General features: G+C 66.2%; 21 protein-coding genes and 1 rRNA gene. 9 read left to right on the forward strand and 13 right to left on the reverse strand.

The annotated features are described in order from the left end of the window. Positions 1–32 precede the first annotated feature (32 nt). Both rrf and ACF3ND_RS01080 read left to right on the forward strand, forming a co-directional pair. Positions 33–145 (forward strand): 5S ribosomal RNA (gene rrf / locus ACF3ND_RS01075). Between the two features lie 394 nt (positions 146–539). After that, positions 540–1,292: a Crp/Fnr family transcriptional regulator gene (locus tag ACF3ND_RS01080; protein ID WP_394063421.1), complete on the forward strand. Its 753-nt coding sequence runs from the start codon at positions 540–542 to the stop codon at positions 1,290–1,292. On the opposite strand, the gene ACF3ND_RS01085 is transcribed toward ACF3ND_RS01080, so the two are convergent. Further along, positions 1,249–2,616, reverse strand: a complete 1,368-nt coding sequence (locus ACF3ND_RS01085) for a hypothetical protein (RefSeq protein ID WP_394063423.1) — start codon at positions 2,614–2,616, stop codon at positions 1,249–1,251. The two genes, ACF3ND_RS01080 and ACF3ND_RS01085, sit on opposite strands and share 44 nt — an antisense overlap. Positions 2,617–2,619: 3 nt before the next feature. Beyond that, entirely contained in the window at positions 2,620–2,841 is a 222-nt protein-coding gene (locus ACF3ND_RS01090; protein WP_394063424.1) for a DUF2249 domain-containing protein, read from the reverse strand. Between the two features lie 209 nt (positions 2,842–3,050). On the opposite strand from ACF3ND_RS01090, the gene ACF3ND_RS01095 reads away from it, so the two are divergent. The 3 genes from ACF3ND_RS01095 to ACF3ND_RS01105 all read left to right on the forward strand — a co-directional run bounded on the left by ACF3ND_RS01095 (position 3,051) and on the right by ACF3ND_RS01105 (position 5,578). Then, positions 3,051–4,091 (forward strand): peptidase U32 family protein, encoded by a 1,041-nt coding sequence (locus ACF3ND_RS01095; RefSeq protein WP_394063425.1) that lies wholly within the window; start codon positions 3,051–3,053, stop codon positions 4,089–4,091. 20 nt (positions 4,092–4,111) lie between these two features. Then, positions 4,112–5,014, forward strand: coding sequence for a U32 family peptidase (locus ACF3ND_RS01100; RefSeq protein ID WP_394063427.1), 903 nt, complete (start codon positions 4,112–4,114; stop codon positions 5,012–5,014). Between the two features lie 66 nt (positions 5,015–5,080). Beyond that, positions 5,081–5,578, forward strand: a complete 498-nt coding sequence (locus ACF3ND_RS01105; RefSeq protein ID WP_394063429.1) for an SCP2 domain-containing protein — start codon at positions 5,081–5,083, stop codon at positions 5,576–5,578. Here ACF3ND_RS01105 and ACF3ND_RS01110 read toward each other — a convergent pair. The 10 genes from ACF3ND_RS01110 to ACF3ND_RS01155 all read right to left on the reverse strand — a co-directional run bounded on the left by ACF3ND_RS01110 (position 5,575) and on the right by ACF3ND_RS01155 (position 15,181). Further along, a complete protein-coding gene (locus ACF3ND_RS01110; protein ID WP_394063430.1) occupies positions 5,575–6,330 on the reverse strand; it encodes an anaerobic ribonucleoside-triphosphate reductase activating protein in 756 nt (251 codons plus the stop codon). The genes ACF3ND_RS01105 and ACF3ND_RS01110 overlap by 4 nt on opposite strands. After that, on the reverse strand, positions 6,327–6,509 hold the full coding sequence (gene nrdD, locus ACF3ND_RS01115; RefSeq protein WP_394063432.1) for an anaerobic ribonucleoside-triphosphate reductase: 183 nt from the start codon (positions 6,507–6,509) through the stop codon (positions 6,327–6,329). Before nrdD ends, ACF3ND_RS01110 begins: the two co-directional genes overlap by 4 nt. A 127-nt stretch (positions 6,510–6,636) precedes the next feature. Beyond that, a complete protein-coding gene (locus ACF3ND_RS01120) occupies positions 6,637–8,385 on the reverse strand; it encodes a ribonucleoside triphosphate reductase (protein ID WP_394063434.1) in 1,749 nt (582 codons plus the stop codon). Positions 8,386–8,552: 167 nt separating this feature from the next. After that, positions 8,553–9,710, reverse strand: coding sequence for a cytochrome P450 (locus ACF3ND_RS01125; RefSeq protein WP_394063436.1), 1,158 nt, complete (start codon positions 9,708–9,710; stop codon positions 8,553–8,555). 150 nt (positions 9,711–9,860) lie between these two features. Beyond that, the gene (locus ACF3ND_RS01130; RefSeq protein WP_394063438.1) at positions 9,861–10,322 is read right to left on the reverse strand and encodes an HIT family protein; all 462 of its coding nucleotides are present in this window, start codon (positions 10,320–10,322) and stop codon (positions 9,861–9,863) included. Then, positions 10,319–11,119, reverse strand: coding sequence for an indole-3-glycerol phosphate synthase TrpC (gene trpC / locus ACF3ND_RS01135; protein ID WP_394063439.1), 801 nt, complete (start codon positions 11,117–11,119; stop codon positions 10,319–10,321). The genes ACF3ND_RS01130 and trpC overlap by 4 nt, the downstream gene beginning before the upstream one ends. Then, the gene (gene trpD / locus ACF3ND_RS01140; RefSeq protein ID WP_394063441.1) at positions 11,116–12,150 is read right to left on the reverse strand and encodes an anthranilate phosphoribosyltransferase; all 1,035 of its coding nucleotides are present in this window, start codon (positions 12,148–12,150) and stop codon (positions 11,116–11,118) included. Before trpD ends, trpC begins: the two co-directional genes overlap by 4 nt. A 4-nt stretch (positions 12,151–12,154) precedes the next feature. Beyond that, the gene (locus ACF3ND_RS01145) at positions 12,155–12,718 is read right to left on the reverse strand and encodes an anthranilate synthase component II (RefSeq protein WP_394063443.1); all 564 of its coding nucleotides are present in this window, start codon (positions 12,716–12,718) and stop codon (positions 12,155–12,157) included. A 38-nt stretch (positions 12,719–12,756) separates the two neighbouring features. Continuing rightward, a complete protein-coding gene (gene trpE, locus ACF3ND_RS01150) occupies positions 12,757–14,277 on the reverse strand; it encodes an anthranilate synthase component I (protein WP_394063445.1) in 1,521 nt (506 codons plus the stop codon). Positions 14,278–14,500: 223 nt separating this feature from the next. Further along, on the reverse strand, positions 14,501–15,181 hold the full coding sequence (locus ACF3ND_RS01155) for a phosphoglycolate phosphatase (RefSeq protein ID WP_394063447.1): 681 nt from the start codon (positions 15,179–15,181) through the stop codon (positions 14,501–14,503). Between the two features lie 209 nt (positions 15,182–15,390). Here ACF3ND_RS01155 and ACF3ND_RS01160 point away from each other — a divergent pair, with 209 nt between their 5' ends. After that, complete coding sequence (locus tag ACF3ND_RS01160) at positions 15,391–17,193, forward strand: GGDEF domain-containing protein (RefSeq protein ID WP_394063449.1); 1,803 nt, start codon at positions 15,391–15,393, stop codon at positions 17,191–17,193. A 69-nt stretch (positions 17,194–17,262) separates the two neighbouring features. Here the strand turns inward: ACF3ND_RS01160 and rpe are convergent, their stop codons facing one another. Beyond that, entirely contained in the window at positions 17,263–17,958 is a 696-nt protein-coding gene (gene rpe, locus ACF3ND_RS01165) for a ribulose-phosphate 3-epimerase (protein WP_394063451.1), read from the reverse strand. Positions 17,959–18,075: 117 nt separating this feature from the next. Here rpe and apaG point away from each other — a divergent pair, with 117 nt between their 5' ends. From apaG to ACF3ND_RS01180, 3 genes are read left to right on the forward strand one after another with little or no spacing between them, the layout of a single operon-like run. Then, a complete protein-coding gene (gene apaG, locus ACF3ND_RS01170; RefSeq protein ID WP_394063453.1) occupies positions 18,076–18,450 on the forward strand; it encodes a Co2+/Mg2+ efflux protein ApaG in 375 nt (124 codons plus the stop codon). A 31-nt stretch (positions 18,451–18,481) separates the two neighbouring features. Continuing rightward, complete coding sequence (locus ACF3ND_RS01175) at positions 18,482–19,765, forward strand: murein transglycosylase A (RefSeq protein WP_394063455.1); 1,284 nt, start codon at positions 18,482–18,484, stop codon at positions 19,763–19,765. Continuing rightward, positions 19,762–20,955 carry an FAD-dependent monooxygenase gene (locus tag ACF3ND_RS01180; protein ID WP_394063457.1) on the forward strand — a complete coding sequence of 398 codons (1,194 nt, stop codon included), beginning with the start codon at positions 19,762–19,764 and terminating at the stop codon, positions 20,953–20,955. The genes ACF3ND_RS01175 and ACF3ND_RS01180 overlap by 4 nt, the downstream gene beginning before the upstream one ends. Positions 20,956–20,995: the final 40 nt, after the last annotated feature.

A 20,995-nucleotide genomic window follows, 5' to 3' on the forward strand; every position in this document is an offset into this window, starting at 1 on the left:
CGCCTCGCAAGGCGACCCGGCAACCAGTTACGCTTGACGACCATAGCAAGGTGGTCCCACGCCTTCCCATCCCGAACAGGACTGTGAAACGCCTTCGCGCCGATGATAGTGGACGGACGTCTGTGAAAGTAGGTCATCGTCAAGCTCTTATCCGCCAAAACCCCCGCAAGCTACCCTTGCGGGGGTTTTGCTTTTTACGCGCGCCCGCAACAAGGGCGGCGCATGCCCGCGGCCTGAACCCTAGCCGCGCCTGCCCCCCTGCAGGGCGGGCGACTGCGCCCGACACATCCGGCCTCCCGTCGCGCTCGCCCGGGCGCGGCTGGCAGCCGCCAGCGTCTCGGCGCGGCTCGGAACCCGCGCCGTACCCAATCCTCGTGCAGGCCGCTGCACCAGGCGCTCGGAGGCGGCCCGGCTTCCAGTCATTGAATGTCCTGACCCGTCCCGTTGACCTGCATCAAGCAGGGCATGGTCCTGCCCGTCCAGGAAGGGATGGAGTGTGTCAGTCTTTCCGAGGTCTTATTTTGATTTCGGAGTTGGCCATGACGGAACCGGACAGTCGTGATCAAGAGCCTGCGCAACGATCGGCAGGCTCCGGCTTCACCGCCCAGGAGGAGGCGCGGCGTCTGACGCGCATACAGGCTCATCTTGCCCATCTGCCGCTCTTCAAGGAATTGCCCCGCAGCGAGCTGGAGCCCATTGCCCTGGGCACGAGGGAAATCCATGCCCTGCGGGGCGATATCCTGTTTCGCAGCGGCGATCCCTGCCTGGGCTTTCACGTGGTGGTGTATGGACGCATCAAGCTGGTCTTCGTGTCCTCTTCAGGCCTGGAGCGGGTCGTGCGCCTGGTGGGACCGGGCGAAGGTTTCGGCGAAGCCCTGATGTTCATGGAGCGCAATTACATCGTCACGGCGCAGGCGCTGGTGGACTCCCTGTTGCTGCATGTCGGGCGCGACACCTTGTTCACCCGGCTGGAGCAAAGCCCGGGCGTGGCTCGGCGCATGCTGGCCGGGCTGAGTGAGCGCCTGTACCGCCTGATGGGCGAGCTGGAGTCCTACACCTTGCAGAACGGCGTGCAGCGCCTGGTGTCCTATCTGCTGCAGGAGTGGCCGGGCGAAGAGGGCAAGCCGTTCCGTATCGATGTGGGCAAGTCGGTGATTGCTTCCCGGCTCAACCTGACGCCCGAACATTTGTCGCGCACCTTGCGCGAGTTGATGGACCGCGGCCTGATCCGCGTGCAGCGCCGCAATTTCACGATTCTGGACAGCGAGGCCCTGCGCCAGTATCGCGGGTAGGGGCATACGCAGCGATAGCGCTGAGGCATTCGCGGTAGCGTCGCCATGCCGTCCACAGGTTCCAAGCCAGCACGGCAAAAGACAGAAACAGCACAGGAGCGGCCATCCACGCAAACACACGCCCGCCCAATGCGGCCAGGGCCCAGACCAGAACGGCGGCGCTGTGCAATACCCAGTGCCGGCGTGCGGCCGATTGCGGCATATAGTGGCCGGTCTTGGGGACCAGGCGCAACAGTTCGCGGGTCTGCTCGGGTTTGTCTGCGTCGAAGGGTACGGCTTGCTGGGCTTCCCGCCAGAGCAGGAAGGGAACGATGATGTAGAGCATGCCGGAGACGGCCGAGCCGAGCGCGCCCATGATCAGCAGGATGCCGATGCTCAAGGCGGAGCCCTGGCCTGCGGGCGTGTTCAGCCAGAAGCCCAGGGGCACGCAGGCGAGCAGGCTGGCCAGGGCGCTGTACCAGAACAGCGTGCTGACGTCGGCCTTGGGACGCTTGCGGCGCCATAGTCGGATCCAGGTGACGATTGCCCACAAGGCGTAGGACAGCAGGATCAGGTATTGCAGCAGCTCGCGCAGCGGCAGCCAGGGGCCGGGCAAGGGCTCCAGCGCCCAGCGGGCGAGCAGCAGGCCGGCCAAGGTCCAGGGCAGCCAGCGCACCAGAGGGCGCGGGTAGAGTTCGGTGACCTGGAAGATGGGCAGCAGCTGAAAAGACATGGCCATCAACAGCAGGCCGGCCCAGCCGCCCAGACCCCATGCCACATGATTGTCGAGCAGATTGGGTACAGGCCTGTCCAGGCCCAGCGCCAGCAGCATGGCCAGCCCCGACAGCAGGGTCAGGCCCAGGAACGCCAGGGCGAGGCGCACCGGCGTCAAGATCTCGCGGGCGCCCGGGAATACCTGGCGGCGCTGGCGCCATAGCGCCGCGGCCATGACGCCCAGATAAGCCGCCAGGGCCGCGCCCAGTGACAAGGCCGCCAGCAGCCAGGTCCAGCGCTGCCATGTCATGAAACCCATAATCAGCAGCAGCGTGCCGGCGCTCAGCAGACCCCACAAGGCCAGACTCATGGCTCCGGGGAGGGCGAGGCGTACATTGGCGGCGACGGCCAGGATGTGCAGCAGGGAGCCCAGCATGGCGCTGCCCAGCACGCCCAGCGTCCAGGCATGGGTCAGCGCCAGCGCGGCAGGATGCCAGCGGGACGTGAACAACTCGGGGCCCGTCCAGGCGGCCAGGATGGACGCCAGCAGCCCGAACAGCGGCACGTTGAGGAAAAAGGGCAGGCTCAGGGCCAGGGGCGGGGATCGGTCGATGGACAGGGCGCGCTGCATGGTTCAGGTCCGTCGTATGACAAGCCGGTAATGCGTACCGCATGCCATGCAGTCGTGCTCGAAGCCATGGCGTTGCAGGATGGCGTAGAGGGGGAAGGGCTCGCGGTCGATCAGCATGATGAGCTCCTGCCCGCGCGCCAGTCCCGCCAGCGCTTCCAGGCAGTGCTCCAGGGGTTGCGGTGCGGGCAGGCCGCGCATGTCCAGCCGTGTTTCAGTCCTTGTCATGAGGGTGCTCGATCAGAGTTGGAATGGCTTGCTGGCATTGTGGGCCAGGCCGGTCCCCGGCTGCCGATTCTGAATGATCCCGGTTTGTCCGTGATCAGAAGATGCGCAGGAATTGATGTGGGTTAAGGAGGGCGCCGGCAGGAGCGGGCATAGTGGTGGGCATTGCCGAGCCGGGGCGGGCCCCGGCGAGATGTCTGATCGGGAGTCTCATGAATACAGTATCTCGGGCGGCTGTCCCGCCTCTGGAACCGCGGCTGGAGCTGGTCTGCCCGGCCGGCAGCCTGCCGGCGCTGAAAGCCGCCATCGATCATGGCGCGGACAGCGTCTACCTGGGTTTTCGCGATGCGACCAATGCGCGCAATTTCGCGGGCCTGAACTTCGACGCCCAGGCGATCGAACAAGGCATGCGCTATGCGCACGAGCGCGGCCGCAAAGTCCTCCTGGCCCTCAATACCTACCCGCAGCCGCAGGCCTGGCGCCTGTGGCGCGATGCCGTGGACCGGGCCGCCGGCTCCGGCGTGGACGCCGTCATCATGGCTGATCCGGGCCTCATGGCCTACGCCCGCGAGCGCCATCCGGACCTGCGCCTGCATTTGTCGGTCCAGGGCTCGGCCACCAATCCCGAGGCCATTTCCTACTATCACGATCATTTCGGCATCCAGCGCGTGGTCTTGCCGCGCGTGCTGTCCATGGCGCAGGTCGAGCAAGTCTGCGAGCAGGCGCCCGTGCAGGTGGAGGTCTTCGGTTTCGGCAGCCTGTGCGTGATGGTGGAAGGGCGCTGCGCCCTGTCCTCCTACGCGACCGGAGAGTCTCCCAACACGCATGGCGTCTGCTCTCCGGCCCGGCACGTGCGCTGGGAACAGACGGAGCGCGGCCTGGAGTCGCGCCTGAACGGGGTCTTGATCGATCGTTACCAGGACGGCGAGAACGCGGGCTACCCCACACTGTGCAAGGGCCGCTTCGATGTGGCCGGCGAAAATTACTACGCCCTGGAGGAGCCCACCAGCCTGAATACGCTGGAGCTGCTGCCGCAGCTGCTGGCCGCGGGCGTTGCCGCCATCAAGATCGAAGGGCGCCAGCGCAGTCCGGCCTACGTCGCCCAGGTCACACAGGTCTGGCGCCAGGCCATAGATCTGGCGCAGTCCCGCACGGCGCGCTATTCGGTGCATCCGGCCTGGATGGGCGCCCTGAACAAGCTGGCCGAAGGCCAGCAGCATACGCTGGGCGCGTACTCGCGGCCCTGGAAATAAGCCGGCGACGGAGAACGATCATGAAATTCGCTTTGGGACCCCTGCAATACTACTGGTCGCGCATCGCCGTGCTGCAATTCTACGAATCGGCCTGCGAGTGGCCGGTGAACCTGGTCTACCTGGGGGAAACCGTCTGCTCCCGGCGGCACGAACTGCGCCTGGAGGATTGGCTGGAAGTGGCCGACATGCTCGTCCAGGCCGGCAAGACCCCGATCCTGTCCACGCAGGTATTGCTGGAGTCGGGCCGGGACATGACGACCCTGCGCAAAGTGACCGAACACGGCCGCTACCTGGTCGAGGCCAACGACATGGGCGCGGTGCGCCGCATGCAGGGCCGGGACTTCGTCGCCGGTCCCTTCCTGAACCTCTACAATGCGCCGGCCCTGGAGCTGATCGCTTCGCAGGGCGCCGTGCGCTGGGTCATGCCGCTGGAAATGGGGCGCGCCGGCCTGGCGCAGCTCCAGCAGGACAGGCCCCGCGGCCTGGAAACCGAGGTCTTCGCCTTCGGCCGCCTGCCCCTGGCTTTTTCAGCGCGGTGTTTCACGGCCCGCAATCGCAACCTGCCCAAGGACAACTGCCAGTACGTCTGCATGGACCATCCCGACGGACTTCTGCTGGAGACGCGCGAAGGCCAGGGCTTCCTGACCATCAACGGCATACAGACGCAGTCCGCCTGGGTCTACACCCTGCTGCACGAACTGCGTGATCTGGAGAGCCTGGGCGTGGACGTGATCCGTCTCAGTCCGCAGTCCCGCGGCATGGGCGAGGTCCTCAGGCTTTATCGCGATGTCGCGGACGGGCGCCAGGCCAGCACGGTCGCGCATGAGCAGTTGCTGGAGCTGTTGCCGTCCAGCGCCTGCAATGGCTTCTGGCACGGCCGGCCGGGCCTGGACATGGTTTCGCCCGTGTCCGAGCGTTTCTGAGCGCGCACCTTTGCATCAGCCGCAAGGCTTGAGTTATTCACCATCCGGATTCCTGGAGATCTGACGATGACCGCTTCTTCCTCGCCCACCCCGCGAGTCCCAGCCCCCCTGGCTGGCCTCTTGCAATGCCTGCCGCGCTGGCCCGGTTCCCGGGCGCTGGCCAGCGCCTTGAATCTGCTGATGGCGCCCCACCTGCCTGCCGACACCTGTCAGCGGCTGGAGGGGCGACGCCTGCGGCTGCAGGTGGCCGATGCGCGGCTGGAGTTCGACTACACCTGGCGCAACGGAGCTTTCCAGCCCTTGGCGAGCGGCGGCCCGGCGCCGGACCTGACCTTGCGCGCCAATGCCTGGGACTTCTATCAACTGCTGCAGCGCGGCGAGGACCCGGACACCCTGTTCTTCAACCGGCGCCTGGTGATAGAAGGCGATACCGAGCTGGGCCTGATGGTCAAGAACACCCTGGACTCGCTGGACCCGGGCGTCCTGCAGCCGCGCGCCGTGCTGCGGCAGGGGTGGGCCGTCTTGCGGCGCGGCCCCATGCCGCGCCGGAGCCTGAGAGCCTAGGCGCGCCGCACATCAAAAGAAGGAAACCATCCAGCCAGCGTCCGGATGACGGCGTCTCCGGGGTAGGCGCCCAGCGCCTTTCCGCTGTCATTCAAGGCGGCGTCCTGGCAGCCTTGCGCACGAAATACCTGCAGGGCGTAGCGCCGCACGCCCAGATCATGCAGGCGGCGACCCAGCGACAGCAGCGCGTCGGGGCTGTGCAGACGAGGATGTATGGTGCTGCGGCATTCGAAGTCGGCGCCGTGCTCCAGCAGGATATCCAGGCTGGCTTGCGCGGCGGCGCCGCTGCCATGGATCCGCGTGATCGCGTCATAGTCCTGAAAGCCTGCTTTCACATCCAGGCCCACCCAATCCGTCCAGGGCAGTACTTCGCGCAGGCGGCGCGGATGCGTGCCGCCCGTATGCAATCCGATCTTGAAGTCCAGGTCGCGCACGGTGCGCATGGCCGCGCCCAGGGCAGGGTCCATGGTGGGCTCGCCGCCGCTGAAGACGACCGCGTCCAGCATGCCGGCGCGGCGGCGCAGGAAGTCCAGGATGGTTTCCCAGTCCAGAGGACTGTCCGAAGTGCGTTCCTGCAGATGAGGGTTGTGGCAGTAGCCGCAACGCCAGGGGCAGCCTTGCACGAAGATCACCGCCGCCAGGCGGCCGGGGTAATCGGTCGCGGTAAAGGGGACGAAGCCGCCCACCCTCAGGCGCGCCGCCGCCCCGGAGGGAGCGGGAGCGGCGGGGCCGGTGCAAAGGCGCGTGGTCATGCCGTGCGCGGTTCGGGGTTCAGGCCGGCGCGCTGTTCGGTGAAGTAGCGCCGCTCATGGAATTCGCCTTGCTTGCCGATGTTGAACGAGGACATGGGGCGGTGGTAGCCCATGACCCGCGTCCAGATTTCGCAAGGCTGGCGTTCGGCGTCATCGAGGGTGAACGTGGTGTCTGTCATGGAAAGCTCCTGGTGAGAATCCGGGCCGGGCCACGGAAGAATGGAAAGTCGGTGTGCCGCTTGGCGCCTTCATTCTGCATGGCAAGGCAATGGCCGGCAGCGTGAGGATGGGCGGGCGCGATGGCGCTCATGGTTCGTGCCGGCAGGCGGCCTGCTTGCGCGCCAGGATGTCCGCATCGCAATGCGGGCAGAACTCGTGCTTGCCGGGCAGGTAGCCATGCTTGGGGCAGATGGAGAAGGTGGGAGTGACCGTGATGTAGGGCAGGGAGAAGCGGCTCAGTGCCCTTTGCACCAGGGTGCGGCAGGCGTCGGCGGTGGACAGCGGTTCGGTCATGTACAGGTGCAGCACGGTGCCGCCCGTGTATTTGCGCTGCAGTTCGTCCTGGCGTTCCAGCGCCTCGAAGGGGTCGTCGGTGAAGCCCACCGGCAGTTGCGAGGAGTTGGTGTAGTAGGGCATGTCCGGCGTGCCGGCCTGCAGGATGTCCGGCCAGCGGGCCCGGTCTTCCTTGGCGAAGCGGTAGGTGGTGCCCTCGGCGGGCGTGGCTTCCAGGTTGTACATATGGCCGGTGTCCTCCTGGAACTGGACCATGCGGGTGCGCACGTGGTCCAGCAGGCGCACGGCGAAGGCGTGCCCCCAGGGCGTGGTCAGGTCGTGTTCGCCGCCGGTGAAGTTGCGGATCATTTCGTTGATGCCGTTCACGCCCAGGGTGGAGAAGTGGTTGCGCAAGGTGCCCAGGTAGCGCCGGGTGTAGGGGAACAGGCCCTGGTCCATGTGCTCCTGGATGACGCGGCGTTTGATTTCCAGGCTGTCGCGGCCCAGCTCGAGCAGCTGGTTCAGGCGGGCGAACAGGCCCTGGGCGTCGCCGCGATGCAGGTAGCCCAGGCGCGCGCAATTTATGGTGACCACGCCCAGCGAACCGGTCTGCTCGGCCGAGCCGAACAGGCCGTTGCCGCGCTTGAGCAGTTCGCGCAGGTCCAGCTGCAGGCGGCAGCACATGGAGCGGATCATGTTGGGTTTGAGCTCGGAGTTGATGAAGTTCTGGAAGTAGGGCAGGCCGTACTTGGCGGTCATCTCGAACAGGCGCTGCGCGTTGGGGCTGTGCCAGTCGAAATCCGCCGTGATGTTGTAGGTGGGGATGGGAAAGGTGAAGGCGCGCCCGCGTGCGTCGCCCTGGGTCATGACCTCGATGTAGGCGCGGTTGATCATGTCCATCTCGCGCTGCAGCTCGCCGTAGCAGAAGGGCATTTCCTGGCCGCCGATGACCGGCGTCTGCGCGCGCAGGTCCTCGGGGCAGGTCCAGTCGAAGGTCAGGTTGGTGAAGGGCGTCTGCGTGCCCCAGCGGGACGGGACGTTCAGGTTGTAGATCAGCTCCTGCATGCATTGCAGCACCTGGGGGTAGTCCATGGCATCCTTGCGCACGAAGGGCGCCATATAGGTGTCGAAAGAGCTGAAAGCCTGGGCGCCGGCCCATTCGTTCTGCAAGGTGCCCAGGAAATTCACGATCTGGCCCACGGCGCTGGACATGTGGCGGGGTGGCGCGGATTCGATCTTGCCGGGCACGCCGTTCAGGCCTTCGGTGAGCAGCATGCGCAGCGACCAGCCGGCGCAGTAGCCCGAGAGCATGTCCAGGTCGTGGATGTGCAGGTCCGCCTGGCGGTGGGCCTGGCCTATGGTCTCGGGGTAGACGTGACTGAGCCAGTAGTTGGCGATCATCTTGCCCGAGGTGTTCAGGATCAGGCCGCCCAGCGAGTAGCCCTGGTTGGCGTTGGCGTTGACCCGCCAATCCTGGCGGTCCAGGTACTCGGTGACGGAACGGATGATGTCGATCTGCGGCACGGGCCTGGCCAGGGTGCGGGGGGCGGTCCTGTCGTTCATGATGAATCCTACATATAGTGCGTAGGTAGATGCTAGGCACTATATGTAGTGCTTTCAAGACGCTTCCCGGTTTTTTTGCTCCAGACTTGATCCAGGTTAATTCCGAGCGGCGGACGATGCGGCTTGGCCGGCGTCGCCCGCCGTCGGCGCCTCAGGCCTGTGCCGGCTCAAGGGGACGGCGTGCGCTGCAGCCGCAGCGGGACCGTCTCGAACCCGCCTTCAGGATAGGTGGCGTAGCGCGGGCGGTGGCCTGGCTCGGGCAGGAAGGAGTCCGTGGCCGCCAGCAGGGCCTGGATGATGCTTTCCAGTTCCATGCGTGCGAGCTCTGCGCCCGGGCAGGCGTGGATTCCGGCGCCGTACAGCAGGTTCAGGGCCGGATCGCGGTCCAGCCGGAACTCGTCCGGATCGCCGAACACGGCTTCGTCCCGGTTGGCGCTGGCCCACAGCAAGGTCAGGCGCGCGCCGGCAGGCACCCGCGTCCCGGAGACATCCGCCTCGCGAGTGGTCTTGCGGCGGTTGGCCATCAGGGGCGCGCGAATGCGCAGGATTTCGTCATTGGCGCGGCGCACGTCCCCGGGGTGGCGGCGCAGGTGTTTCTGCAGATCCGGATGCGTGGCAAGGTAGTGGGCGATGATGCCCACGCTGGCGGCAATGGTGCCCAGTTCGCCCACGGTCCAGTTGCGCAGGATGCTGGTGATCTCGGCTTCCTGCAGCGGCGTGCCGTTTACGGTTTCGCGCAGCAGGCGCGAAGTGGCGTCCTGGCCGGGCGGATCGGCGTGGCGAAAGACGGCCAGCACCCGGCCCAGCAAGGCTTCGAACTCCTGGGCGACCTGGGCCGTGGCTTGCGGGTTGCCCGAGCGGGTGGCCTCGTTCTTGCGCTGCACCCATTGTCGCAATGGTTCGTGCAGGCTGTCGGGCCAGCCCATGAAGGCGCATTGCATGCGCAACGCGAAAGGGTGGGCCAGCGTGCTCATGAGGTCCGCCACGCCGTCCTGCGGCAGCGCGGCGATGCACTGCGCGCTGATGCGGCGACAGGCGGGCAGGAATTGCGCCAGGCGCTCGGCGCTGAAGTAGGGCTCGATCAGGCGGCGGTAGACGCCGTGCTCGGGCGGATCCATGCTGTTGGGAACGGAGCGATGGCGGGAGGCCTGGTTGCTGAAGGTGTCGTGCTCCAGCAGCAGGCGCAGGGCGTCGGCGTGCCGGAACACGGCATACTGCAGGTCGTCGTCGCGGGCGACGGGGCAGAGGCGGCGCTGCGCATCGTAATGGACCAGAGGGTCGGTCGTCGCGTCGACGGGCGCAGTCCAGCTGTGGTGCAGGGGCATGAAGGCACCTCATCAGTAGAACGCGGATTCCGGGCGAAATCCGAATTCACTGTAGCACCTTGATACAGCTTTTTTCGCCAGCCACCCTGCCGGCCAAATAGTTATTGCTTGAACAATGCTGGCGGCGGCGTGCGCGGCCGCAGGCTGGCATCAGTCGCCTGCGAGACGCGTTTGCAGCACCTGTCGCAGATGACGATGGCAGCCGGGCAATTGCGCCAGCAGCGCATCGCGGCGCCGGGACCAGGCCTGGGCTTGTTCCGGCGTGCGCTGCGGGGCGGGCGACCAGGCCGAATCGGGAAAGAGCGGATCATCCGTCCAGCGGGGGATCAGGTGCCAGTGCAGATGCGGCACCTGGTTGCCGAACTGGGCCAGGTTGATCTTGGCCGGCTGCAGATGTTCGCGCAGGGCGGCCTCCACCAGGTATACCGCCTCCATCAAAAGTTCGCGCTGCGGTCCGGACAGGTCCGTCATCTCGGCGACGTGATCCTGCCAGATGACGCGCGTGTAGCCCGGAAAGGGGCTGTCGGCGACTTCCAGCACATGCAGTCCGGCGCCCGACCACAGCAGGCGGCCGGGTTCGAGCGCACACAGGGGGCAGCCCGCCTGCTTCATGCGGGCTGGCCGAAGAACAGGTTCTGCAGGGCCACGCCGGGATCGGGCTCGCGCATGAAGGCTTCGCCCACCAGGAAAGCCTGCACGTCGTGTTCGCGCATCAGGGCGACGTCCTCGACCGTGTGTATGCCGCTCTCGGTCACCACGCGCTTGCCGGCGGGGATGAAGGGCAGCAGGTCCAGGGTGTTGCGGGTGCTGGTCTCGAAGGTGCGCAGGTTGCGGTTGTTGATGCCCAGCAGGGAGGTCTGCATGTCCAGCGCCGTGTCCAGTTCCGCGCGGTCGTGCACTTCCACCAGCACGTCCATGCCCAGTTCCTGGGCCACGGCTTCGTATTCCTTGAGCTGCTGGGGGCTGAGCGCGGCCACGATCAGCAGGATGCAGTCCGCGCCCAGGGCCCGGGCGTGGATGATCTGGTAGGGGTCGATGATGAAGTCCTTGCGCAGCACCGGCAGGGCGCAGGCTGCGCGCGCCTGGCGCAGGTGGTCGTAGGCGCCCTGGAAATACTGCACGTCCGTCAGAACGGACAGGCAGGCGGCGCCATGCGCGGCGTAGCTGGAGGCGATCTCGGTGGGGTTGAAGTCGCTGCGGATCACGCCCTTGGACGGCGAGGCTTTCTTGACCTCGGCGATGATGGCGGGCTTGCCCTGGGCGATCTTGTCTTCGATGGCGCTGGCAAAGCCGCGCAGGTCGTTCCGGTTCTTCGCTTCGCGCAGCACGTCCGATTCGCTGCGCAGTTGGCGGGCCGTGGCGACTTCTGCTTTCTTAGTGTCGAGGATCTTGGCCAGAATGTCGTTCATGCGTTTAACTTCCTTGTATAGGAGCAGAATTGTTCGAGTTTTTCTCGGGCTGCGCCATTGGCGATGGTTTCGAAGGCCAGCTTCAGGCCGGCTTCGATGGAGTCCGTGCGGTTGGCCGCATAAATGGCCAACCCGGCATTGAGGCCAACAATATCACGAGCCGTCCCCTCCTGGTTATTGAGGGCTTCCATGATGAGGGCGGCCGACTCTTCGCGGCTGTTCACGCGTATGCTGCGATTGGAGGTCATGGCCATGCCGAAGTCCTCGGGGTGGATCTCGTACTCGTGCACCTGGCCGTCCTTGAGCTCGCCCACCAGGGTCGCGGCGCCCAGCGAGGCCTCGTCCATGCCGTCCTTGCCGTGCACGATGAGCACGTGCTTGGCGCCCAGGCGCTGCATCACGCGCACCTGGATGCCCACCAGGTCGGGGTGGAACACGCCCATGAGCTGGTTGCCCGCGCTGGCCGGGTTGGTGAGCGGGCCCAGGATGTTGAAGATGGTGCGCACGCCCAGTTCCTTGCGCACGGCGGCGATGTTCTTCATGGCGCCGTGGTGGGCGGGGGCGAACATGAAGCCGATATTGGTTTCCTCGATGCTGGCGGCGACCTGCTCGGGCGAGAACACCAGGCTGGCGCCCAGGGCCTCGAGCACGTCCGCGCTGCCCGACGAGGACGAGGCGCTGCGATTGCCGTGCTTGGCCACTTTCACGCCGGCGGCGGCGGCCACGAACATGGCCGCGGTCGAGATGTTGAACGTGTTCGAGCCGTCCCCGCCGGTGCCGCACATGTCCAGCAGCTCGCTGGGGTCGGGGGTGATCACGGGGGTGGCGAACTCGCGCATGACCTGGGCGGCGGCGGTGATCTCGCCCACGCTTTCCTTCTTGACCCGCAGGCCCATCAGCAGGGCGGCGGCGATCTGGGGAGACATTTCGCCGCGCATGAGCATGCGCATCAGGTGCAGCATCTCGTCGTGGAAGATCTCGCGGTGCTCGATGCAGCGCACCAGCGCTTCGGTGGGGGTGATGGTGTTCATGTGATCAGATTTCCAGGAAGTTCTTCAGCAGGGCGTGGCCGTGCTCGCTCAGTACGGATTCGGGGTGGAACTGCACGCCGTAGACGGGCAGTTCGCGGTGGCGCACGCCCATGATCTCGCCGTCCTCGGTCTGCGCGGTGACTTCCAGGCAGTCGGGCAGGCTGTCGCGCTCGATGGCCAGGGAATGGTAGCGCGTCACGTTGAAGGGCGAAGGCAACCCCTTGAACAGGTCGGTGCCCCGGTGGGTGATGGGCGAGACCTTGCCGTGCATGATTTCCCGCGCCCGCACGATGCGCCCGCCGAAGGCGTGGCCGATGGCCTGGTGGCCCAGGCATACGCCGAAGATGGGCAGCTTGCCCGCGAAGTACTGGATCAGCGCCACGGACAGCCCCGCATCGGCCGGGGACTTGGGCCCGGGCGAGACGCACAGATGGGTGGGGGCCAGGGCTTCGATCTCCTCGAGGGTGACCTGATCGTTGCGCCGCACCACGACCTCCTGGCCCAGTTCGCCAAAGTATTGGACCAGGTTGTAGGTGAAGGAATCGTAATTGTCGAGCATGAACAGCATGGGAAGTACTCCGGCGGAAAGAGGTCGCAATCAGGGATTTAGATGGGTTCGTCCAGGCCGAATTGCACCTGTTCGGCGGCGCGGATGACCGCGCGCGCCTTGGCCTCGGTCTCCTGCCATTCCTTTTCGGGATCGGAGTCGGCCACGATGCCGGCGGCGGCCTGCACGTAGAGCATGCCGTCCTTGATGACGCCGGTGCGGATGGCGATGGCCAGGTCCATCTGGCCCGAGTAGCTCAGGTAGCCGGCCGCGCCGCCGTAGATGCCGCGGCGCACGGGCTCCAGTTCGTCGATCAGTTCCATGGCGCGCACCTTGGGGGCGCCCGTCAGGGTGCCGGCCGGGAAGCTGGCGCGCAGCACGTCCATCTGGCTCATGCCCTCCTGCAGCTCGCCGCACACGTTGGAGACCAGGTGCTGCACGTGCGAGTAGCGCTCGATAGTCATGGTGTCGGTGACCTGCACGGTGCCGGTCTTGGCGATGCGGCCGATGTCGTTGCGGGCCAGGTCGATCAGCATGAGATGTTCGGCGCGCTCCTTGGGGTCGGCCTGCAGCTCGGCGGCCAGGGCGGCGTCGGCCTCGGGCGTGGCGCCGCGCTTGCGGGTGCCCGCCAGGGGGCGGATGGTGACGCGTTCGCTGTGGCGGCCGTCCTGCACATGCTCTTCCTGGCGCACCAGGATCTCGGGAGAGGAGCCCACGACCTGGAAGTCGTCGAAGTTCCAGAAGTACATGTAGGGCGAGGGGTTGAGCGAGCGCAGCGCGCGGTACAGGGACAGGGGCGAGTCGCGGAAGGGCTTGGTGATGACCTGGCCCACCTGGACCTGCATCAGATCGCCGGCGGCGATGTATTCCTTGGCGCGGCGCACGGCCTCCAGGTAGTCCTTCTTGTCGAAGTCGCGCTCGCATTCGGTCTGCATGCTGGCGTAGGCGTAGGGGATGACCACGGGCGTGCGCAGTTTCTCGCGCAGCTCCTTCAGGCGGCGCTTGGCTTGCACGTAGGCCTCGGGCTGGGCGGGGTCCGCGTAGACCAGCAGGTAGGTGCGGCCGGCCAGATTGTCCACGATGATCAGTTCGTCGATCTGCAGCAGCACGATGTCGGGCACGCCGTTTTCCTGGCCCGCCGGGAAGGGGTTGGGGCTCTCGCCCAGCGAGGGCTCCATGTGGCGCACGGTGTCGTAGCCGAAATAGCCGGCCAGGCCGCCGGCAAAGCGCGGCATGCCGGGGCGCAGGGCGACCTTGAAGCGCGCCTGGAAGCCTTCGATGAAATCCAGCGGGTCGCCTTCCACGCTTTCCACCACCTTGCCGTTGTGCAGCACCTCGGTGTGGCGGCCGCGGCTGCGGATCACGGTCTTGGCGGGCAGGCCGATGAAGGAGTAGCGGCCGAACTGCTCGCCGCCGACCACCGATTCCAGCAGGCAGCTGTAGCGGCCGCCTTCGGGGCTGTTGTGGGCCAGCTTCAGGTAGATCGAGAGGGGGGTGTCCAGGTCAGCATAGGTTTCCGCGATCAGCGGGATGCGGTTGAAGCCTTCGGCGGCCAGGGCATTGAATTCTATTTCTGTCATGGGGGTCTCGGTGGGTCAGTGGGTACGACGAGCCGGACAGAAACAAAAAAAGCCCGGTCGTTGTGATTACCGGGCTTGTTTTCCTGGAGGCGATCCGCAGGTGCTGCTGTGTTGTTACGGCCGCCAGACTACAGGGTTTATGTCTACCCGATACACGAACGCCACCAGCGCCAATAAGCGCCGTAGGTAATGCGAACGTTGAGGGAAGTAGACATGAGTAATGTTACGCGTTTGCTGTTTGGTTGGCCTGGCGCACCCAGCGGGCCGCGCAAGCGATGGAAGCAACTATACCATCGGATTCCAGGCTTTGCACGTCTCGGCCTTCGTTGTAGCCATATGGCACCAGCAGGACGGGGATGCCGGCGGCGCGCGCGGCCTGCGCGTCGTTCAGGGAGTCGCCGACCACCAGCGTGCTTGCGGCCGCCATGCCCAGCTGTTCGCAGGCGTGCAGGAAGGGCAGGGGATCGGGTTTCTTGCGCGCGCAGGTGTCTCCGCCCACCACCAGCTCGAAGTAGGGCGCCAGGCCGGTCTGCTCCAGCAAGGGGCGGGCGAAGCGTTCGGGCTTGTTGGTGACCACGGCCAGGCGCAGGCCCTGATCCAGGAAGTCTCGCAGGCCCTCCAGCACGCCGGGATAGAGCCGGCTGTGGCGGCCATTGCACAAAGCGTAGTGCCGGTGGAACAAGTCCAGCGCCTGCGCTGTATCCGGGGCGGCGCCGGGAACATCGACCAGGGCGCGCCGCACCAGGTTTTCCGTGCCCTTGCCCACGAAGGTGGCGATGCGTTCCTGGGGCAGCGCAGGCAGGTCCAGGTCAGCGCGCATGGCGTTGCAGGCCAGGGCCAGGTCGGGAATGGTGTCCAGCAGCGTGCCGTCCAGATCGAACAAGGCGGAGAAAAATTTCATCATTTTGTAGCGAGCTTGTGACAAAATATTGTCACGTCCCTGTTAATGTCTAAGCTTAAATATTTTCGAGAGCTTCAGGATTTGATTCAGATTAAGTGATTACCATATGGCCGCTATGTTTGCCTGAGCTTATCCGTTAAAGTGAGTGCGCCGCATTTAGTTACATATTTGGCTTTCGGCCTTCCGTTCGGAAAGGCCGTGGGAGCGGAAGTATGATGCTCGACACATTTCACCAGATTCTCAAAGAAAAACAAGTCACACCCGTCTTCCAGCCTATCGTTGACCTGCGGTCGGGTTTCATCCTGGGCTACGAGGGCTTGATCCGCGGACCGGAACAGAGCGGCTTTCATTCGCCCCTGGCGCTGTTTGACGCAGCGCGCCAGTGCGGGCGCCTTTGGGAACTGGAAGAACTGTGCTGCCGCGAGCTGACCGCCAGCTTCACGCGCCAGGGACTGGCGGGCAAGCTGTTCCTGAATTCCAGCCCCGACATGGTGATGCGCCTGCTGGCGTCCACCCGGCAGGAACGGCGCGCGGCGCTGCCGCAACTGGCCGACATGGAATGGGACCGGGTAGTGGTCGAGCTGACTGAATCCGAGCGCACCGTCACCTACAACCACCTGAGCCAGGCTACCGAGCTGTATCGCCGGGAAGGCCTGCAGTTCGCCATCGACGACCTGGGCGAAGGTTACGCCTCGCTGCGCCTGTGGTCCGAGCTGCGGCCCGAATACGTCAAGATCGACAAGTATTTCGTGCGCGACATCGACACCGACCTGCTCAAGCAGCAACTGGTGCGTTCCATCTGCGACATCGCCAATCACGCGCAGTCCACGGTGATCGCCGAAGGCATAGAAACCGAGGCCGAGCTGCGCACCTTGCGTCATCTGGGCGTGGCTTGCGGCCAGGGCTATCTGCTGTGCCGTCCGCAGCCTTTTCCGCCGCCGCAACTGGAGCCGGCGCAGGCCGCCCTGTTCGGGCCCGCCGCAGTCCGCTCGCGGCGCTCGGCCCAGGGGCGCAATTCCATGAGCGTGCGCCGGCTGCTGCGCACGGCGCCCGCCGTCTCCGACCATACGCCCACGAACCGGGTCTACGACCTGTTCCAGAGCCATCCCGAACTGAGCGCCGTGGTCCTGCTGCGCGACGGGCGGCCCACCGGCATCCTGCGCCGCAGCCAGTTGTACGACCAGCTCGCGCGGCCCTATCACCGCGAGCTCTACGGCAACAAGCCCTGCTCGATGTTCATCGAGACCGCGCCCCTGATCGTGGATTGCGACACCAGCCTGCTGGAGCTGGGCACGCTGATGTCGCAAGGCGCGGACGATGCGCTCAGCGACGGCTTCATCATCACCTCGGACGGCGAGTACATGGGGCTGGGCTCCAGCGTGGAGCTGATGCGCGAGATCACCCAGATCCAGATCATGACCGCGCGCTACGCCAATCCGCTGACGCAGTTGCCGGGCAATGTGCCCATCAACGAACACATCGATGCGCTGCTGCGCAGCCGCGAGAGTTTCGCGGTCTGCTACGCGGACCTGGATCATTTCAAGCCCTACAACGATCTGTACGGCTACCGCAAGGGCGACGAGCTGCTGCGCGCCATGGCCGAGCTGTTCACGCGCCATGCCGTGCGCGATGCGGATTTCGTGGGGCACGTGGGCGGCGACGACTTCATCCTGGTCTTCACCAGCGCGGACTGGTCGCAGCGCTGTCACGCCATCCTGCAGGAGCTGGCGCGCGAGCTGGAGCCCTTGTACCTGAGCGAGCATCTGCAGGCGGGCGGCTATCTGGCCGAGAACCGGCAGGGAATGCCCGTGTTCCACCCGCTGGTCAGCCTGTCGCTGGGCGTGGTGATGGTGGACAGGCCCGAGCTGTATTCGGGTTCGCTGATCGCCGAGCTGGCCACCTCCGCCAAGGCGCAGGCCAAGAAGATCCAGGGCAACGCACTGTTCGTGGAGCGGCGCCATCCCGAAGACATGATCAGCCAGTCCCGTTTCAGTTGCGGTACGGTGATGCAATGACCATGCGCCCGCGCATGGGACCGGCCGTTCGCGGCGAGCCCAGGCGGGGCTGGAAGGGCGCGGTGCGGCTCAGTCCTGTTCCGCCAGCGCGATCTGGGCGCGCAGGTCGGCGATGACCTGGGCATAGTCGGGCTTGCCGAAGATGGCCGAGCCGGCCACGAAGGTGTCCGCGCCGGCTGCGCGGATCTGGCGGATGTTGTCCACTTTCACGCCGCCGTCGATTTCCAGCAGGATGGGCTGGCCGCCTTGGGCCGTCCAGGCGTCGATGCGCGCGCGCGCCTGGCGCAGTTTTTCCAGCGTGCCGGGAATGAAGCTCTGTCCGCCGAAGCCGGGGTTCACGGACATCAGCAGCACGATGTCCAGCTTGTCCATGACGTAGTCCATCCAGTGCAGCGAGGTGGCCGGATTGAACACCAGGCCGGCCTTGCAGCCGTGGTCGCGGATCAGCGACAGCGTGCGGTCCACGTGGCGCGAGGCTTCCGGATGGAAGGTGATGATGTCGGCGCCGGCCTTGGCGAAGGCCGGAATCAGGGCGTCCACCGGCTCGACCATCAGGTGCACGTCGATGGGGGCGCTGGTGTGCGGCCGCAGCGCCTCGCAGATCATGGGGCCGAACGTCAGGTTGGGGACGAAGTGGTTGTCCATGACGTCGAAGTGGATCCAGTCGGCGCCGGCGGCGACGACGTTGCGCACTTCTTCGCCCAGGCGGGCGAAATCGGCAGACAGGAGACTGGGGGCGATGCGGGTGGAGCTGGCTTGGGACATAATAGGAGTGGTAAAGATTAGACATCACGTAAAACGTGTGCGTATGTCATTATTGCAGTTTCAAGCGGGCTCGTCTGCCGCGCCCCGCATTTGTACAGCCGTAAATTGGAAGCCATCATGAAGCCTGACGATATTGAGGTGCGCGTGACGCCCCAGTACCTGCCTGAGCAATCCGAACCCGACAGCAACCAGTATGTGTTTGCCTACACCGTGCGGATCACCAACCATGGGCAGCAGTCGGCGCAGATCATCAGTCGTCACTGGGTGATCACCGATGAGAACCAGCAGGTCCAGGAAGTGCGCGGCCTGGGCGTGGTGGGCCAGCAGCCGGTGCTGGCGCCGGGCGAATCCTTCGAATACACCAGCGGCTGCCCCTTGCACACCCCTATCGGAACCATGCGCGGCAGCTACCAGTGCGTCGGCGAGAACGGCGTTCCCTTCGAGGTCCCCATCGAGGAGTTCGTGCTGGCCTCCCCCCGTACCCTGCATTAAGGCTCTCCTCCCCCGCATTATGGCTCCATCCATGAAGATCGCTTATTGCCTGCCGGTGCTGCTGGCGCTGGCCGCCTGTTCCACGGCCCCCGTCGACCACGGGGCCGCTCCCGAGGCTCCGTCCGATACCGGCGACATCGCCTTGCAGCCCCTGCGCGTGCCCGCGCTCTCGGCGCTGCCCGAAACCCCGGCGCGCGCGCTGGCCGGAAAATACCAGGCCGTGAACTGGTCCGCCCTGCCGGGCTGGCAGGCCGACACGCTGGACCATGTCTGGAAAGGCTTCATCAACAACTGCAAGGGCCTGATGCGTCCGGTCAGCGGTTCGCTGGCCATGCCGGCGCGCGCCAATCCGCGCGCCTGGCAGCCGGTCTGCCAGGCCGCGGCGTCGGCCGGGCTGGATGCGAACAGCCGCGATACGGCCGCCATACGCCAGTTTCTGCAGCAGCAGCTCCAGCCCTGGCGCCTGCTGACCAGCGACGGGCAGGTCGCGCAGAACACCGTCACCGGCTATTACGAACCCCTGCTCAAGGCTTCGCGCTCGCGCAGCGGGCAATATCAATGGCCCCTGTTCGCCGCGCCGGATGACTTGCTGACCATAGACCTGGGCGGCCTGTATCCGGAGCTGGCCGGCAAGCGCGTGCGCGGCAAGCAGGTGGGCAAGCGCATCGTGCCTTACGACACGCGTGAACAGATCGTGGCCAATCCGGACCGCCAGCCGCCGGTGATCGTCTACGCCGAGGATCCGGTGGAAGGCTTCTTCCTGCAGATCCAGGGCTCGGGCCGCGCCTTGCTGCCCGACGGCAGCGCCGTGCGCCTGGCCTATGCGGATCACAATGGCCGTCCCTACGCCTCCGTGGGCCAGTGGCTGGCCAAGCAGGGCGAGATGCCGCTGGCGCAGACGTCCATGCAGAACATCAAGGCCTGGGCGCAGCGCAATCCGCAGCGCGTGCAGGAGATGATGAACGTCAATACCGCCATGGTGTTCTTCAAGGAAGAGCGCATCGTGGACCCGGAACTGGGGCCCAAGGGCGCCTACGGCATACCACTGATCGGGGAACGCTCCGTGGCCATCGATCCGACCTTCGTGCCGCTGGGCACGCCGGTATTCCTGGCCACCACGCATCCCGGTTCGGGCCAGCCCCTGCAGCGCCTGGTGTTCGCCCAGGACACCGGCGCCGCCATCAAGGGCGCGGCGCGCACCGACTTCTTTTGGGGCACGGGCGATCAGGCCGGCGCCCTGGCCGGGCGCATGAAGCAGAAGGGTGAAATGTGGCTGCTCTGGCCACGCAACGCAGGAGCTCCGAGCGCGCGATGAAAAACGAACGAATTCTGGTGTGCGGGGGCGGGCTGGCCGGCATGGCCTGCGCCCTGGGCCTGCGCAAGGCGGGCTTCGACGTCACGATCCTGGCGCCGGCCTACAAGGCCATGGAGCTGGCGCCGGGGCAGTATCATCCGCGCGTCTACGCCTTGTCGGCCGCGAGCCAGCGTTTCCTGACGCAGTTGGGCGTGTGGAACCTGATGCCGGCCGAACGCATCGAACCCGTACAGGGCATGGAAGTCCATGGCGATGCGGGCGGCTGCGTCAATCTGCACGCCTGGCAGGATGCGCAGGATTGCCTGGCCTGGATTCTGGAGTCCGGCGAGATGGAGCGAGCCTTGCGTCAGGCCCTGCAGGTGTTCGGCGTGCCCTGGATCGAGGATCGCTTCGAGCAGTTGGAGCCGGGCGCCGTGGTCACCGCCGGCCGGCAGCGTCTGCAGGCCGACCTGATCGTGGGGGCCGACGGCGCCCGTTCGCCCTTGCGGGCGGCGGCCGGCATCGAGCACCAGGGTCGGGAATATGGCGACCTGGGCCTGGTCGCCCACTTGAACGCCGAACGCCCGCACCAGCAGGTGGCCGTGCAGTGGTTCACCGGCGACTCCATCCTGGCGCTGCTGCCCATGCCCGACGTGGACGGCCGGCCGCAGGTGTCCATGGTCTGGTCCGTGTCGCGGACGCAGGCCGAGCGCGTCCTGGCCCTGAAGGGGCAGGAGCAGGTGCAGTATCTGCAGGCCAGCCTGCGCGCCATGACGGGCGCACGCCTGGGCGAGCTGAGCCTGCGCAGTCCCGTGCACGGCTTCCCGCTGACGTTCGAGCGCAGCGGCATGGTCGCGCCGGGCGTGGCGCTGGTGGGCGATGCCGCCCACCGCGTGCACCCGCTGGCCGGGCAGGGCCTGAACCTGGGGCTGGGCGACATCGACGCCCTGATCCAGACGCTGTCCTCGCGCAGCCCGCAGAGCTCGGTGGGGGACATCCGCGTGCTGAACCGCTACAAGCGCGCGCGCGCCGAACCCATCGCGGCCATGCGGGCGGCCACCGACGGCCTGTACCGCCTGTTCGCCGCGTCGGGCGCGCCGGCTTCGCTGGTGCGCAATGCAGGCATGCAGCTGGTGGATCGCCTGCCATGGGTGAAGCGGCGTATCATTGCGCATGCGGCCGGGGTCGCGCCTGGTTCCCTGTTGTTCTGATGGCGCTGGGCGCCGGGCTGCCATGTAAAGGAAGCTGTTC

The organism is Alcaligenes sp. WGS1538, assembly GCF_043187505.1.
In the GTDB taxonomy this organism is placed as follows: domain Bacteria; phylum Pseudomonadota; class Gammaproteobacteria; order Burkholderiales; family Burkholderiaceae_B; genus Alcaligenes.